The sequence below is a fragment of the Streptomyces sp. NBC_00236 genome (assembly GCF_036195045.1).
Taxonomy (GTDB): domain Bacteria; phylum Actinomycetota; class Actinomycetes; order Streptomycetales; family Streptomycetaceae; genus Streptomyces.
In genome coordinates this window covers 4,543,169-4,558,621 of record NZ_CP108100.1, presented here as the reverse complement: position 1 = coordinate 4,558,621, position 15,453 = coordinate 4,543,169, and the positions used below count along the sequence as shown (strand labels likewise).

17 protein-coding genes are annotated in these 15,453 nt (G+C 70.8%); 8 read left to right on the top strand and 9 right to left on the bottom strand.

The annotated features are described in order from the left end of the window. Positions 1–3 precede the first annotated feature (3 nt). The 5 genes from OG446_RS20660 to OG446_RS20640 form a co-directional block, all read right to left on the bottom strand. Positions 4–1,524, bottom strand: coding sequence for an ABC transporter substrate-binding protein (locus tag OG446_RS20660; RefSeq protein ID WP_328895433.1), 1,521 nt, complete (start codon positions 1,522–1,524; stop codon positions 4–6). 27 nt (positions 1,525–1,551) lie between these two features. Beyond that, a complete protein-coding gene (locus OG446_RS20655) occupies positions 1,552–2,145 on the bottom strand; it encodes a GNAT family N-acetyltransferase (protein WP_328895432.1) in 594 nt (197 codons plus the stop codon). Between the two features lie 202 nt (positions 2,146–2,347). Then, complete coding sequence (gene ispF / locus OG446_RS20650; RefSeq protein ID WP_328895431.1) at positions 2,348–2,854, bottom strand: 2-C-methyl-D-erythritol 2,4-cyclodiphosphate synthase; 507 nt, start codon at positions 2,852–2,854, stop codon at positions 2,348–2,350. Then, positions 2,844–3,590 (bottom strand): 2-C-methyl-D-erythritol 4-phosphate cytidylyltransferase, encoded by a 747-nt coding sequence (gene ispD / locus OG446_RS20645; RefSeq protein ID WP_328895430.1) that lies wholly within the window; start codon positions 3,588–3,590, stop codon positions 2,844–2,846. The genes ispF and ispD overlap by 11 nt, the downstream gene beginning before the upstream one ends. A 449-nt stretch (positions 3,591–4,039) precedes the next feature. Continuing rightward, entirely contained in the window at positions 4,040–4,522 is a 483-nt protein-coding gene (locus tag OG446_RS20640) for a CarD family transcriptional regulator (protein WP_006380568.1), read from the bottom strand. Between the two features lie 702 nt (positions 4,523–5,224). On the opposite strand from OG446_RS20640, the gene OG446_RS20635 reads away from it, so the two are divergent. Continuing rightward, on the top strand, positions 5,225–5,899 hold the full coding sequence (locus OG446_RS20635; RefSeq protein ID WP_328895429.1) for a DUF461 domain-containing protein: 675 nt from the start codon (positions 5,225–5,227) through the stop codon (positions 5,897–5,899). Between the two features lie 170 nt (positions 5,900–6,069). Here OG446_RS20635 and OG446_RS20630 read toward each other — a convergent pair whose 3' ends face one another. Beyond that, on the bottom strand, positions 6,070–6,750 hold the full coding sequence (locus OG446_RS20630) for a response regulator transcription factor (RefSeq protein ID WP_073733027.1): 681 nt from the start codon (positions 6,748–6,750) through the stop codon (positions 6,070–6,072). Continuing rightward, positions 6,747–8,021 carry a sensor histidine kinase gene (locus OG446_RS20625; protein WP_219570657.1) on the bottom strand — a complete coding sequence of 425 codons (1,275 nt, stop codon included), beginning with the start codon at positions 8,019–8,021 and terminating at the stop codon, positions 6,747–6,749. The genes OG446_RS20630 and OG446_RS20625 overlap by 4 nt, the downstream gene beginning before the upstream one ends. A gap of 198 nt (positions 8,022–8,219) precedes the next feature. Here OG446_RS20625 and phoU point away from each other — a divergent pair, with 198 nt between their 5' ends. Together phoU and OG446_RS20615 are read left to right on the top strand one after the other, a co-directional pair. Then, positions 8,220–8,897 (top strand): phosphate signaling complex protein PhoU, encoded by a 678-nt coding sequence (gene phoU / locus OG446_RS20620; RefSeq protein ID WP_148019406.1) that lies wholly within the window; start codon positions 8,220–8,222, stop codon positions 8,895–8,897. Between the two features lie 195 nt (positions 8,898–9,092). Then, positions 9,093–9,242 carry a hypothetical protein gene (locus tag OG446_RS20615; RefSeq protein WP_187285195.1) on the top strand — a complete coding sequence of 50 codons (150 nt, stop codon included), beginning with the start codon at positions 9,093–9,095 and terminating at the stop codon, positions 9,240–9,242. Positions 9,243–9,332: 90 nt separating this feature from the next. Here OG446_RS20615 and OG446_RS20610 read toward each other — a convergent pair whose 3' ends face one another. Further along, on the bottom strand, positions 9,333–10,661 hold the full coding sequence (locus OG446_RS20610) for an MDR family MFS transporter (RefSeq protein ID WP_328895428.1): 1,329 nt from the start codon (positions 10,659–10,661) through the stop codon (positions 9,333–9,335). A 184-nt stretch (positions 10,662–10,845) separates the two neighbouring features. Here OG446_RS20610 and OG446_RS20605 point away from each other — a divergent pair, with 184 nt between their 5' ends. The 4 genes from OG446_RS20605 to OG446_RS20590 all read left to right on the top strand — a co-directional run bounded on the left by OG446_RS20605 (position 10,846) and on the right by OG446_RS20590 (position 13,097). Next, complete coding sequence (locus tag OG446_RS20605) at positions 10,846–11,604, top strand: phosphoglyceromutase (RefSeq protein ID WP_326659314.1); 759 nt, start codon at positions 10,846–10,848, stop codon at positions 11,602–11,604. Positions 11,605–11,741: 137 nt separating this feature from the next. Then, positions 11,742–12,551 (top strand): hypothetical protein, encoded by an 810-nt coding sequence (locus OG446_RS20600; RefSeq protein ID WP_328895427.1) that lies wholly within the window; start codon positions 11,742–11,744, stop codon positions 12,549–12,551. A gap of 58 nt (positions 12,552–12,609) precedes the next feature. Further along, positions 12,610–12,858, top strand: a complete 249-nt coding sequence (locus OG446_RS20595; protein ID WP_148019431.1) for a hypothetical protein — start codon at positions 12,610–12,612, stop codon at positions 12,856–12,858. Further along, entirely contained in the window at positions 12,855–13,097 is a 243-nt protein-coding gene (locus OG446_RS20590; RefSeq protein WP_328895426.1) for a hypothetical protein, read from the top strand. Before OG446_RS20595 ends, OG446_RS20590 begins: the two co-directional genes overlap by 4 nt. 281 nt (positions 13,098–13,378) lie before the next feature. Here OG446_RS20590 and OG446_RS20585 read toward each other — a convergent pair whose 3' ends face one another. Next, positions 13,379–14,176 (bottom strand): hypothetical protein, encoded by a 798-nt coding sequence (locus OG446_RS20585; protein WP_328895425.1) that lies wholly within the window; start codon positions 14,174–14,176, stop codon positions 13,379–13,381. A 245-nt stretch (positions 14,177–14,421) separates the two neighbouring features. Between OG446_RS20585 and OG446_RS20580 the strand changes: the two genes are divergently transcribed. Further along, positions 14,422–15,429 carry a phosphotransferase family protein gene (locus OG446_RS20580; protein ID WP_328895424.1) on the top strand — a complete coding sequence of 336 codons (1,008 nt, stop codon included), beginning with the start codon at positions 14,422–14,424 and terminating at the stop codon, positions 15,427–15,429. Positions 15,430–15,453: the final 24 nt, after the last annotated feature.

Sequence of the window (15,453 nt, the reverse complement as noted above, 5' to 3'; positions counted from 1 at the left end):
GGTTCATCCGAGGCGGGTGTCTGCGGTGATGAGGGTGCGTTCCAGGGGGTCGAGGGAGACGCCTTGGACGCGGCTGTCGTCGTAGCCCTGGACGAAGCGTTCGTGGAGCAGCGGCACGAGGGCGTCGGTGCCGAGGACGTCGGCCTCGGCACGTGCGGCGGCGGTGTGGCGGGCGTCGGTCCCGGCGGTGGCGGCGGCCTTGTCCACGGCGGCGTCGACGCGCTTGTCGCAGAGCTGGGAGATGTTGAAGCTGCCGTCGCAGGTGAAGTCGGAGGCGAGGTAGGAGACCGGGTCGGCGGTGTCCAGGAGGGTGTTGCGCGCCTGGATGAAGGCGTCGTACTTCCCGGCGAGTGCGTCGGCCTCCAGCTGGGCGTAGTCGCGGACGACCTGCTTGACGGTGAAGCCGCGCTTGGTCAGCTGCTGCTGGACGACGGTGGCGACCTCGGGGAGTTCGGGCCGGTTGGTGTAGGTGGCGAGGACGATCTCCTTCGTCCTGGCGACCTGTGCCTTGTCGGCTGCCTTCGCCCGGCCGGCGGGGGTGGTGCGGGCGTCGTCGGCCCAGGGGACGCCGGGGCCGAGGAGGCCCTGTGCGGCGTCGGCACGGCCTTCGTAGACGGCCTTGACGAGGGCCTTGGAGTCGATGGCCTCGCGGGCCGCGGCGCGCATCGCGGGGTCGGCGAAGACGCCGTGCTGGGTGTTGAGGGAGAGGCCGTTGGTGCGGGCGGAGGGGAACTCGTGGACGAGTCCGTCGCCGAGGAGGGAGGCCTGGGAGATCGGTACGTACTCGGCGACGTCGACGGCCTCGGTGCGCAGGGCGTTGGCGCGGGCGGTGCCGTCGGCGACGAAGGTGACGTCGGCGCCGGGGGCCTTGGCCTTGTCGCCCCAGTAGGTGTCGTTGCGTTCGAGGGTGGCGCTGACGGCGCCCTTGACGGCGGCGAGCGTGAAGGGGCCGGTGGCGTGTCCGGCCGGGTCGACCCCGGCGCCGGTGTAGGCGGCGGCGGACAGGATCGTGAGGGAGGGGTTGGCGAGGCGCTGGGGCAGCAGGGGGTCGGCCTCGTCGGTGACGATCCGTACGGTGTCGGCGCCCCGGGCCGTGGCGGTGAGGCCGGTGTCGGACAGGACGCGGGGCTTGGGCGACGCCTTGCCGGCCGCGGTCAGTGAGCGGACGACGGCGGCGGGGTCGACCTTCGTGCCGTCCTGGAAGGTTGCCCTGCGCAGGGTGAAGGTCCACTCCTTCGCGCTGTCGCGCTTCCAGGAGGCGGCGAGTGCGGGCTTCGCCGTGCCGTCACGGCCGAGGGTGGTGAGGCCCTCGATGACCGCGAGGCGGCTGAGGGTGACGGCGTCGTCGCCGTAGGGGGACATGGCCTGGGCGGGCGGGAAGGCCATGACGACCCGGAGGCGCTGTCCGCCGGCCGCGGCACCGTCGGACGCGCCGCCGGAGCAGGCGGTGGCGAGCGGGACGAGGAGGGCGGTCGCGGACAGGGTCAGCGGCAGCGCGGAGCGACGGCGTCGGGGCGTGAGCATGGCAACGACCTTATATGAAAATGATTGTCATTTAGAACGGAGGGGTCGCATCGCTTCCGGCGGCAGCGGCAGCTCGAAGTGGACGATGCCCTGCCCCCCACCGGGCAGCGCGCGCTCGTCGCACACCTCCCGCGCCAGCGACCGCCAGAACGGCTCGGCACCCGGCACGGCGGGATCGGTGTGCAGGTAGATCGCTTCGTACCCGCCGGCCCGCGCGACGAAGTCGCAGAGCTCGCGCACCATCCGGCGCGCGAGGCCGTACCTGCGGTGCTCCGGCGCGACGTAGACGCGGCAGAGCTGGGCGGTGCTGCCGGACGGGAAGCGGTCGGCGACCCACTGCGGATTGGGCGGCGCCTGCGGGCCCCGGTCCCGTACCGCACCCGTCGCGACGATCTCGCCGTCGCGCTCGGCCACCAGCAGGGTGCAGCGCACGGGGCGCAGGTAAGCGGCCTCGGGATCGATGATGTCGGCGTGCCAGCGCGGTACGTAACCGGAGCGCAGGTCGCGGTAGACGGTGTCGAGCATGACGGCGCGCGCGCCGCCGACGTCCGGCGGTCCGGCGGTGCGCACGACGTACCCGCCGGCCTCGGCCCGTACCGGAGCGATCGTCGTCGTGCTCATCCCGGAGCTTCACCGTCCCTTGTGCGCCACGTCATTGCCGTACCAGCGTACGTGCAAGTGATGTGCAACAAGCCTGCGGGCTCCGGGGACCCCCAGGTCGGGCCCACCGACGGTGATTCAGTCCGCGTCCGTGCAGGACGAAGCCGAGCAGGGTGCTTGCCTGGGCGACGCCGGAGCAGACCCCGGAGCGGCGGCGGGCGGATCAGCCGGTGCGGTAGACCAGGGCCGTCGCGATGCCGGCGATGCCCTCGCCCCGGCCGGTGAAGCCGAGCCCGTCGGAGGTGGCGGCGGAGAGCGAGACGGGTGCGCCCACGGCGGCGGACAGGACCTTCTGCGCCTCGTCGCGCCGCTTGCCGATCTTCGGGCGTACGCCGACGACCTGGACGGCCACGTTGCCGATCTCGAAGCCCTCGGACCGGACGATCCTGGCCGCCTCGGTCAGCAGCGTGACACCCGCGGCGCCGGACCACTCGGGGCGCCCGGTGCCGAAGTGCTGCCCGAGGTCGCCGAGGCCGGCGGCCGAGAAGAGCGCGTTGCAGGCGGCGTGCGCGACGACGTCGGCGTCGGAGTGACCGGCGAGGCCGGGACCCTCGCCCTCCCACAGCAGGCCCGCGCACCACAGCTCACGGCCCTCCTCGAAGGCGTGGATGTCGGTGCCGATCCCGACGAGCGGGATCACGGGTGTGGTGCCGGAAACCTCAGAAGCCATCGTTCGCCCTCCTGCGTGCGAGAACCGCCTCGGCCAGGACCAGATCCAGCGGCCGGGTCACCTTGAACGCCTCCTCGTGGCCGGGCACGACCACGACGGTCGCCCCGAGTCGCTCGACCATGCCCGCGTCGTCGGTCGCGCCCTCGCCGCTGACGGCGACCTCCTCGTGGGCCCGCATCAGCGTGTCGCGGTCGAAACCCTGCGGGGTCTGCACCGCGCGAAGCCGGGCCCGCACCGGGGTGGAGAGCACCGGCTCGGGCTCCCCCGGCGCCCCGGGCTCGACCTCCTTGACGGTGTCGGCGAGCGGCAGCGCGGGGACGACGGCGGGCGCCCCGTCCCGTACGGCCTCGATCACCGCGTCGACCGTGTCGACGGGCACGAGCGGGCGGGCCGCGTCGTGGACGAGGACGACGCCGATGTCCTCGGGCAGCGCGTCGAGGCCGAGCCTCACCGACTCCTGCCGGGTCCCGCCTCCGGGCACCACCAGGAAGTCGGTGCGCTCGGGCAGGGCGTGCTCGTCGAGCAGGTGCCTCACCTCGGGCGCGCCCTCGGGCGGCGCGACGACCACGACCAGGGACACATGGCGGGAGGCCGCCATGGCCCGGACGGCGTGGATGAGCATGGGCGTCCCGCCCAGCGCACGGAGCGCCTTGGGGGCGCCCGGGCCGAGCCGCACGCCGCGGCCGGCCGCGGGAATCACGGCGGCGGTGCGGTAAGGACGCGATTGATCAGACATCGGTTGCACTCCGAAGCATCGGCATGTTTGTCTCCACGGCCGACGTGGGTATGGCCACAAGCGAGCCGGGCGCTACGCCATGACTCGACCGGGACCCTTTCCGTGACCCCGGGCGAGACGGGTACCACCCCGGCCGCTCGGGATCGGCCTCACACGTCGACTTCACAAGATCGCGAGCAAAGTACCGGGGGATCGTCGATGAGGCCAACGCATCGGCGTATCGGGGAGAACATCCGGTTTCATCAGGCCACGGCCACGCCGCCCGCAGGCGTCCGCCGGACCGGATGCGCCGCCCGGTATGCCGCGTGCCACAGCCGGACACCGCACAGTCGGACATGCACAGCCGGGCATGCACACCCGGACATGCCGCAGCGCCCGACGACACACACCGTGAAAACGGCTGGTCAGCGGGCACCGCGGCACATTATTTACGACCGGTGCGATCCGGTTCAGGACGCGAGGACCTCGTCGAGAAGAGCCTCGGCCTTGTCCTCGTTCGTGTTCTCCGCGAGAGCGAGCTCACTCACCAGGATCTGGCGAGCCTTGGCGAGCATGCGCTTCTCACCTGCGGAGAGACCGCGCTCGCGCTCACGACGCCACAGGTCACGAACCACTTCCGCGACCTTGATGACATCACCGGATGCGAGCTTCTCGAGATTTGCCTTGTAGCGTCGGGACCAGTTCGTCGGCTCCTCGGCATACGGCGCGCGCAGCACCTCGAAGACCCGGTCCAGCCCTTCCTGCCCGACCACGTCGCGCACACCTACGAACTCCGCATTGTCCGCCGGTACACGCACCGTCAAGTCGCCCTGGGCGACCTTGAGCACCAAGTAGGTCTTGTCCACGCCTTTGATCTGGCGAGTTTCGATAGCCTCGATCAGCGCGGCCCCGTGATGGGGATAGACCACGGTGTCGCCAACCTTGAACGTCATGTGACAGGTACCCCTTCCGTGGCTATCAAGAGTAACACGAGAACAGCTTCTCCTGAATGGCGTTTTCGCAGGTCAGGGCATATCTCGGGGCTTGACAACTGCAACACGGACGTGCTGCGGAAGGCCCGCGGAGGACGGTATTCGCAGGTCGGAGCCGCTGTGCGGGCGAGGAGAAACGCGGACGCTACACCGACCGGAACCCGCTCGGAAGTGACGAGACGTCCCGTTTTGCCGGGTTCCGGATGATGAACATTCCGTACTCCGTTCGGAGATCGATCACCCGTACGGCGGTTAGCGGCGGCGGCAGTACCGGTGGTCAATGAAATTGATCAACGCCGGACGCCGTGAGGATTATGTGCAATGAATGCGCCACAGCCCCTTGAACAGTCGCTGAACAGGGACACGAAGCGCGGGGGTAACAGACGGCGAACGTTGAGGCAGAACGTGCGGCAGAACAGGTGCCGGAACATGTCGCGGAATTGATCAAGCGCGTTATGTGAACGGCGTGCGAATGATCTCGCGCACGCCGGCCCGCGATCATCCGAGCCGTCGGGCAGGATCCTCCGGGCCGTCAGGGGCGGGTCGGGTGCGGGGCGGGGACGGCGGCTCGGTAACCTGGCCGCTGACACACCCTTAGGGCGGCTTTACACCGCTCGCCCGACCCCGTCCGTAAGCCCGCTCGTTCAAGGAGTTGCCGCCGCCGTGAGCCGCAGCCTTCGACACGGCGCCCTCGCCGCCACTGCCATCGTGTTCTCGATCGCCGCGCTCTCCGCATGCGGAGCCGGCAAGAACGCGCAGACGCTCGAAGTCAGGCCTGACAACGCCGCCACGTCGTCCGGCGACATCAAGATCCAGAACGCCAACGTGGTCACCCAGCCGGAGCACGGCGCCGAAGGCCCCGCCGCGGTCACCGCGACGCTGTTCAACAACGGCACCGAGGCGGAGACGCTCGACGCCATCACCCTGACGGGCGGCAGCGGCTCCGTGGAGCTGCACGCCGCCAAGGGTTCGGGGCCGGTCGTCGTACCGGCCGGCGGCCGGGTGATCCTCGGCGGCAAGGGCAACGCCTCCGCGGTGATCGAGAACGGCCACGAGGCCACGCAGAACGGCAACGTGCAGCCGCTGGTCTTCAAGTTCAGCCGGACCGGCGACATCCAGCTCGGCGCCTCCGTCGTGCCCGCCACCGGGTACTTCAAGGGCTTCGGCCCCAGCGCGCTGCCGGAGACCCCGAAGAAGCCGGAGAACTCGCCCGAGGCGACGCCGTCCGGTTCCGCGTCCGAGACCCCGGGCGCCTCGGGCAGCCCCTCGGCCCCGGCCTCGGAGGGCGACACCACCACCCCGAGCGACGCGGCGTCCGACTCCCAGCAGCCGGGCTGACCGCACCCCGTACAGGTGTGGCTGAGGCGCCTCCCGGGCTCGGGAGGCGCCTCAGCCACACCTGCTTGTCGTATCACCCCCGGGCCAGGGCGGCGGGCCGGCCAGAGGTTCCGGGAATCAGGGGGCGGCGTGGCGGGGCTCCTTCACCCACCCCCCGGTTCCAGGACCCTCTACGGCTCGAACTTGTACCCGAGACCCCGCACCGTCACGAGGAACCGCGGGGCGCCCGGGTCCGGCTCGATCTTGGCGCGCAGCCGCTTCACGTGGACGTCGAGGGTCTTGGTGTCACCCACGTAGTCCGCGCCCCAGACCCGGTCGATCAGCTGCATCCGGGTCAGCACCCGGCCGGCGTTGCGCAGCAGCATCTCCAGCAGGTCGAACTCCTTCAGCGGCAGGTCGACCTTGCCGCCGGAGACCGTGACGACGTGCCGGTCCACGTCCATCCGCACGGGTCCGGCCTCCAGCGCGGCCGGAGTGACCTCCTCCGGCTCCCCGCGGCGGCGCAGCACCGCGCGGATGCGGGCGACGAGCTCGCGCGAGGAGAAGGGCTTGGTCACATAGTCGTCGGCCCCTATTTCCAGACCGACGACCTTGTCGATCTCACTGTCCTTGGCGGTGACCATGATCACGGGAACGTTGGACTTGCTGCGCAGCTGCCGGCAGACCTCCGTGCCGGGCAGGCCCGGCAGCATCAGGTCGAGGAGCACGAGGTCGGCGCCGTTGCGCTCGAACTCGTCCAGGCCGTCGGGGCCGGTGGCCGCGATGGCGACCTCGAAGCCTTCCTTGCGGAGCATGTAGGACAGGACGTCGCTGAAGGATTCCTCATCCTCGACGACAAGCACTCGGGTCACGGAAGAGCCTCCGGGGCAGGGAACGAATCAAAAGTGTCGGGTGCGGCGCCCGGGTGGGACGCCTCGTCGCCGTTGACGATGAGGGGACCGCCGGATGTGCGGTCCCGGGCCCGTACGGAGCCCGCTTCGGGCAGCCGCAGGGTGAAGGTGGAGCCCTGACCCTCCGAGCTCCAGACGGTGACCTCCCCGCCGTGCGAGGCGGCCACGTGCTTGACGATGGCGAGGCCGAGGCCCGTGCCACCGGTGGCGCGAGAGCGGGCCGGGTCGACGCGGTAGAAGCGTTCGAAGACCCGTTCCCGGTCCTTCTCCGAGATGCCGAAGCCCTGGTCGGTCACGGCGATCTCGATCTCGTCCCCGCCGGGTACGACCACCCGGCGGACGGCGATGCCGACGCGGGTGCGGGCGGGGCTGTAGTTGACGGCGTTCTCGACGAGGTTGCCGAGCGCGGCGGCGAGCTGGCCGCGATTGCCCCATATGCGGAGCTCGGCGGTGCCGCCCGAGGCCATGGTGATCTGCTTGGAGCCGGCCTGCTGCCGGCAGCGGTCGATGGCCTCCGCGACCAGCTCGTCGACCCGGACCGGCTCGGCGTCCTCCAGCGGGTCGTCGTTCTGCACCCGGGAGAGGTCGATGAGCTCCTGTACGAGGTTGGTGAGCCGGGTCGCCTCTATCTGCATCCGGCCGGCGAACCGCTCCACCGCCTCCGGATCGTCGGAGGCGTCCATGACGGCCTCCGAGAGCAGGGACAGCGCGCCGGTCGGGGTCTTGAGCTCATGGCTGACGTTGGCGACGAAGTCGCGCCGGACCGCTTCGATGCGGCGGGCCTCGGTGAGGTCCTCGACCAGCAGCAGCACCAGCCGGGAGCCCAGCGGGGCGACCCGGGCGGAGACCGCGAGGGCCTCGCCCCGGCCGGTACCGCGCCGGGGAAGGTCCAGCTCGACCTGTCGTATCTCCCCGTCACGGCGGGTGTCCCTGGCCATGTTCAGCATCGGCTCGACGGCCAGACGCCCTCCCCTGACCAGTCCCAGCGCGTACGCGGCGGAGCTGGCCTTGACGACGCTGTCGCTCTCGTCGAGCACGACCGCGGAGGAACTGAGCACGGACAGGACCGTGTCGACGCCGGGGGGCAGGGGGGCACCGCTGTCGGGCCGCAGGGACGTACGCGTGGGCTTCTTCTGGTCGCGCTCGCTCCAGCGGAACGCCAGCATCGCGATCACGCCGGTACACACCCCGGCGATCGCTGCAGCTGCGGCGACCGCCGCGTTCACGTCCATGGCTCCAGGTTATGCGGCTCCACGGACACTCTCCCAGCCGTCCGAGTGCGTATCCGAACACTCGTCGCCCAGAGTTCACCGAGGGGCAAGCACCGGTTCACTTGTCCGGTCGGAACCCGACGCGTACGGCCGTCACGGTGGCACCGTGGGGTTCAGAGCTGGCCCCGGCCTCGGTTCAGAACTGGAGAGGGACTTCCCATGCGTGACGCGTACCACGAGGAACTCGACTCGATCGGCGAGGGGCTGGTCGAGATGGCCCGGCTCGTCGGATCGGCGATCGGCCGGGCGACGACGTCCATGCTCGACGCCGACCTCAAGCTCGCGGAGACCGTGATCGCCGCGGACCAGAAGGTCGACGACCTCCAGCACGATCTGGAGGCGCGGGCCATCGCGCTGCTGGCCCGCCAGCAGCCGGTGGCGACCGATCTGCGGATCGTGGTGACCTCCCTGCGGATGAGCGCCGACCTGGAGCGCTCGGGCGACCTCGCCCAGCACGTCGCCAAGCTGGCCCGGCTGCGCTTCCCGCAGAAGGCGGTCCCGGACGACCTGCACGCCACCATCCTGGAGATGGGCCAGCTCGCGCAGCGCCTGATGGCCAAGGCTGCCGAGGTGATCATCACCAAGGACGTCGACCTGGCGCTCCAGCTGGAGCAGGACGACGACGAGATGGACCTGCTGCACCGCACGCTGTTCCAGCACCTGATGGACGACCGCTGGAAGCACGGCATCGAGACGGCCGTCGACGTGACGCTGCTCGGCCGCTACTACGAGCGGTTCGCCGACCACGCGGTGTCGGTGGCCAAGCGCGTCGTCTACCTGGTGACGGGCGAGCACGCGGACGAGATCCAGCAGCCGACGCCGGTCGAGGGCGCGTAGCCGGCCGAACACGCACAGCCGGTACGGGACGGGTCCGGCGCCATCGATTCGCACATGCGTTCCTGCGCGTGTGCGCCGTTGATGCGCCCGCCCGGCTGGGCATGCAATGGGGTGGGGCGGCACGACCTTTCCGTACGCCCCGGTCGTGGGCCCCGGGCGGGCGTACGGCCCTGTCGTACACCTTGAGGAGGAACCATGGCCGATTCCCCCACGACCGAACCCCAGCAGGAGACACCCGCCGACGTGGCGCACCGGGGCGTCGTCGGCGCCTGCGGCTGCGGATCGGGCTGCGGGTGCGGCTGCCAGTCCGGTGCGCCGTGCCAGTGCGGCGGCTGCTCCGGCTGACGGGCGCGCGCAGCGACAGAGGGCGCCCCGTGCGGACCGGCATCGTCCGCACGGGGCCGCCCGCGTGCCCTCGTGCCCACGTGCCTCGGCTCAGACCGTCCGCTCCACGGCGGGCTCGGCACCTGCGCCCTGGACCGCGCCTGCCCCGACGGCCCCGCCAGGTCCGCTCACGACCACGGGTGCCGGCACCGGCACCGGCACCGCGCCGTCCTGCGGCAGGTTCCGCATCAGCAGCCAGTAGCCGAACGCCGCCGCGGTGCCCAGCACCGCGCACGTCCCCCACAGCCACCCGGCCCCGAAGTGGTCGATCACCACACCGGACATCAGCGGTGCCACGAGCGCCGCGGCCGACCAGGACAGGGCGTACATGCCCTGGTAGCGGCCCCGGCCGTGAGCAGGTGAGAGCTGGACGACCAGACCGTTCTGCACGGGCGCGTTGACGATCTCGGCGACCGTCCAGACGCAGATGGTCAGCGCGTAGACCGCCACCGAACCGGCGAAGGCCGTCAGTCCGAACCCGTACCCGGCGAGCAGCGACGACACGATGAGCAGCCGGCGCGGGTCGCGGCTCTGGATGAACCGGGTGACCGGGATCTGGAGCACCACGATGAGCACGCCGTTGACGGCGACCGCCGCGCCGAAGTCGGAGCTGCTGAACCCGTCGGCCCCCATGGCCACCGGCAGCCCCACGTACCCCTGCTGGAAGATCAGCGCGATCACGAACGACAGCCCGACGACGCCCATGAACCGTCCGTCCCGCAGCACCGTGCCGAGCCGGACGCCGTCGGTGGGGGCGGCGTCCGCGACCTTGGACATGGCCTTCTGCGGCCGGGATTCCGGCACCTTCATGAAGACGACGACCGCGCAGCACAGCGTCATCACCGCCTCGCCGACGAAACCGGCGAGATAGCTGTACTCGGCGACGAACCCGGCCCCGGCGGACGAGACCGCGAACCCCAGGTTGATCGCCCAGTAGTTGAGCGAGAAGGCCCGCACCCGGTCCTTCGCCGGGACGATGTCGGCGATCATCGCCTGGACCGCGGGGCGCGAGGCGCTGCTGGCCATGCCGACACAGAAGGCGACGGCGGCGATCGCCACCGGATGGACCATGAAGCCGAGCACGGCGACCGATACGGCGGTCGACAGCTGCGCGGCGAGCATCGTGGGCCGCCGCCCGAAACGGTCCGTCATCACGCCGGCCACGAGTGAGGAGACGACCCCGCCGAGCCCGTGCAGGGCGGCGACCAGACCGGCGTACGAGGCGGAGTAACCCCGGTCCAGGGTCAGGTACAGGGCCATGAAGGTGGCGACGAACGCCCCGAGGCGGTTGACCAGGGTGCTGGTCCACAGCCACCAGAACTCCCTGGGGAGACCGGAGACGGATTCACGGGTGGCCCGTCTGAGACCGGCGACAGACATACGGGTTCCCCCCGGGACGTACGGATGCGAGTGCGGGCGGTAAGCGGTCCGCCGACGGTCCGAACATTACAAATCCCGGATTCGGCGCTGCCACCCAATTGACGGCCGGCGTCAATCCACGCAGCCCTGTCCGCCCTGTGGCCGGGCGCGCGCGGCCCGTACGGGTTCGATTACGCTCGGACCCATGGCCGACGCACCGTACAAGCTGATCCTCCTCCGCCACGGCGAGAGCGAATGGAACGCGAAGAACCTGTTCACCGGATGGGTGGACGTCAACCTCACCGAGAAGGGCGAGAAGGAGGCGGTCCGCGGCGGTGAGCTGCTCAAGGACGCCGGCCTGCTCCCCGATGTACTGCACACCTCGCTCCAGAAGCGCGCCATCCGCACCGCCCAGCTCGCGCTGGAGTCCGCGGACCGCCACTGGATCCCCGTCCACCGCTCCTGGCGCCTGAACGAGCGCCACTACGGCGCCCTCCAGGGCAAGGACAAGGCGCAGACCCTCGCCGAGTTCGGCGAGGAGCAGTTCATGCTCTGGCGCCGCTCGTACGACACCCCGCCGCCCGCCCTCGAGGACGGCACCGAGTTCTCCCAGAGCGACGACGCGCGCTACGCGACGATCCCGCCGGAGCTGCGCCCGCGCACGGAGTGCCTCAAGGACGTCGTCGTCCGCATGCTGCCGTACTGGTACGACGGCATCGTCCCGGACCTGCTCGACGGCAAGACCGTCCTGGTCGCCGCGCACGGCAACAGCCTCCGCGCCCTGGTCAAGCACCTCGACGGCGTCTCGGACGAGGCCATCGCGGGCCTGAACATCCCGACGGGCATCCCGCTCGCGTACGAACTGGACGAGAACTTCCGCCCGTTGAAGCCGGGCGGGACGTACCTGGACCCGGACGCGGCGAAGGCCGCCATCGAGGCCGTGAAGAACCAGGGCAAGAAGTAACAGCACACGCATCGAGCCCCTGCCTGCGGAACATCCGCAGGCAGGGGCTCTTCGCGTGTGGCGCGGTCGGCGCCGGCAGGTCGGAGCGGGAACATAACGCCGCGCGGGAGCACACCGCCCTCCGCTATGTTCGACCCGTGTCCGAACAGCCGGCCTACGACCGGTCTCTCATAGATGCCCTGCTCAGCAACTGCCGCCGCGCCACGCTGCCCTATCAGCAGGCCCACCGCGGAGAGCTTTTCGGGACGGCGTTCTGGTTCAACGACCTTCTCTCCGAGAACGCCGACGGAACCGAGACGTACTACCAGTACCTCGTGACCGCAGGAACCTCGACCTACTGCCGCATTGCCGAGATACGGATGCGGCCCGAGTTGTCCGAGTCCGCCATGAGTTCCAACAACCTGCTGATGACTGACTTCCAGGAGGGCTGGATCCCGCTCGGCGACTCCGGCGTCTCGGTGATGCCCACCACCGTGCTGCACGCCCTCGCCCGCCGGAAGGGCTGGGCCTGGGCGACCGACGAGATCACCGAGGGACTGGCAGCCAAGGCCGAGGACATCGAGGCTCTGGGCGACGATCCGGTGCCTGCGTACGCACTCGGGCACGACGTGGGGCCGGACCGGACCCAGCGGGAACAAGCCGTGATCCTCGGGGAGGTCATGCGGACGGGGGACGGTCACGCGTTCGTGTGGCGCGGTCCCGTGCCTCAAGGCTGTGTCGGGGCACCGGTCTTCGTGGGTCGCGGACTCGACGGGCGCCACGTCAGGCTGGTCTGTCTCGGCGTGCTGCTGTCGGCCGAGGGCGAGGGCGAGCGGGCTCTGAATCCTGTCGCCACCTTCGACCGCATCCGGGCCGAAGTGCGGAGACTGCCCGAACCGGAGGAGCCCAGCGCCGAGACGGACAGGTCACCACGAGCCGGATCACGGTGGTGGCGCAGGCGCGTGTGACGGCGCTCACCCGGCGTCGTACCCTGTGGCGCATGTGGGGAGAGCGGGGAGAGCAGCCATGAGTGAACCCCTGAAGACCTTTGTCGGCGGCGCCGAGGTCGAGGTGCCCAACAGCATCCCGGCCATCCGCGACGCCCTGCCCGAGGCGAGACGCGAGGAGTTCGACCGCGCCATCAACGAGGCCGGGGTGCACGAGATCCAGGCCGTGATGCGGCACTGGATGCTGGAGGCCGTACCCGATCCGGAGGCCGAGCGGATCCTGGACCGGCTGGCGCGGGACGAGGCCGAGAGGCGGAGCGTCGCTTGAGCCTCAGGATCTCCTACGCGCCTCCCGCCGACGACACCCTGGCCAAGATGCGGGACGGCGACACCTTCCGGGACGAGATGGTGCGCACGCTGGGGCATGACCCGTACGGGCACGGCTCGTCCGCCGTCAAGGGTGAGCACGATCGCCGTGAGGCGACGGTCGCCGGGGCGATCGTGCTCTACTACGTCTCCGGATCGGTCCTGACCGTCACCGTGGTGCGGCTCGTCCCGCTTCCGTAACGCCCCGCGACCGCAAGGACGGTACGGCTCGTGCGCCTCCGCGGGACCGCGACCGCAAGGACGGTACGGCTCGTGCGCCTCCGCGGGACCGCGCCCGCAAAGACGGTGCGGCTCCTCGCGCTCCCGCGGGACCCCGCGCCCGCAAAGACGGTGCGGCTCCTCGCGCTCCCGCGGGACCCCGCGCCCGCAAAGACGGTGCGGCTCCTCGCGCCTCCGCGGGACCCCGCGCCCGCACGCGCAGACGGACCGTGCGGCCCGTCCCGCGCTCCCCTGACCCTCGCTCAGACGAGCTTGGCGGCCTGGGCGTCGATGACGGCGGTCGGCAGCTCGAAGTCGCCGCCCTGGGCGGCCACACCCATGTTGAGCGAGGTCAACGAGGCCAGCGTGGTGCCCTGCCGGATCTGGATGAGCTTCATGGCGCTCTTGACGCCCTCGGCCTCGATCGCCACCGTCCAGGCGACGGCCTCCTCGCCGCCCTTGACCGGCACCTCCGCGATCTTGGTGACCTTCTGCTTCGATCCGGCGGCGGTGAGTGTGAAGCCGGAGGCACACTCGGTCGCGGCGGTGCGCAGGGCGGCCAGCGCCTCGTCCGCGCCCTTGCCGTCGTATGCCTGGAGCGTGGTGAGCGTCGTCGTGACGTTCATCATCGCCTCTAGCATCTTCTCCGGGTCCTCGCTCGCCTTCGGGTCGTCGCTCTTCTTCGGCAGACGGGCCACCTTCCGCTGTGTGAACGCGGCGGGCTTCCCGGCCTTGGCACCCATGAGGGCATCGGCGAACACGTCGCAGGCGGCCTTGTCGACCGTGACGGCGTCGCCCTCGATGGCGTCGGCGGGCGTGCCCTTGGCGATCTTGTGGTCCTTGACGTCGCCCTGGGCCAGCGAGACCTTCTCCAGCTCGGCCGCGGTCAGCGCCTTGGCGGTGGAGTCCGCGCCCTTGTCCGCGGGCTTGGCGGAAGCGGAACCGGCCGCCTTGCCGTTGTCCTTGCCCGCGTCGCTGTCCGAACCGCAGGCCGCGGTGAGCAGGGCCAGGGACATCACGGTGGCGGCAACGGCGGTACGGCGTATGGCAATGGGTCGCATGGCCCGTCCTTCTGTCTCAAGGTGATTCGCCCGCACGAGAGCGGCCGTCGCCGGGTTCGGCGCGGCAGTGAGGCATCGTGGGGGTTTGCCAACTCTATGAGCACACTGTGGTTTGGCAATGCGTCAAAGCGGGCATCGCCCGTGATCGTGACGACGTCGTGATCACCTCATGAAGGCCCTGAACTGGGCATTTGCCACAGATGGCGGCATCACGTCGGGGGTGACCGCTCGAAGGGGGTCTGCTGATGTCTGTCGATTCCGCACTGTCCACCGTGCTGGGTTCCGTGGGCGTGCCGCCGGAACTGGTCGCCTCGTGCGATCCGCTGACCGGAGGTACGTACAACGCGGTCACCCGTGTCGGTCTCACCGACGGCCGGCGGTGGGTGGTGAAGACGCCTCCGCCGGGCGGGAATCATCTCGCCTACGAGCGCGATCTGCTGGTCAACGAGGTGACGTTCTACACCGCGGCGGCCGGCCTGACCGAGGAGGCCGCCGTGCCCGGCATCGTGCGCAGCGGCCTCGACCCGGCCGCGCCCGGGGGCGCGTACGTGATCATGACGGAGCGTCCGGGGCAGCCCTGGCACGAGGTCGGCGGCGCTCTGGCCGACGCCGAGGCGCGGCTGCTGCGCGTGGAGCTCGGGCGGATCGTCGGCCGGCTGCACACCGTGCCGGGGCCGGGCGGTTTCGGCTACCCGTCCGCGGCACTGGGCCCGTTGACCCCCACCTGGCGCGGTGCCTTCACGGCGATGACCGGCGCCGTGCTGGCGGACGCGGAGAGGTACGGGGCGCGGCTGCCGCGTACGCCTTCGGTCATCCGCCGCCGGCTCGACGACGCTTCGTCCGTCCTGGACGACGTGGCCCGGCCGGCCCTGGTCCACTTCGACCTGTGGCAGGGCAACATCCTGGTCGCCGGGGAGCCGGGTGCGCGGCGGATCGGCGGGATCATCGACGGGGAGCGGATGTTCTGGGGCGACCCGGCCGCCGACTTCGTGTCGCTCGCCCTGCTCGGGGACATCGAGGAGGACGAGGACTTCCTGACGGGGTACGGGGAGTCGGCGCCGGGCGGGCCGGTGGAGTTCGACGGTTCCCTGCGGGCGCGGATCGCGCTGTACCGCGCGTACCTCTACCTGATCATGCTGGTGGAGACCGTGCCCCGGAAGACGTCCGGGGAGCAGCTGGAGTGGACGTGGAACGAGGTCGCGCCGCGGCTCGAAGCGGCGCTCGACGACGTGGGGCCGGCGCTGCGGGCCTGATGGCGGCCGCAGCGCCGGCGCTCG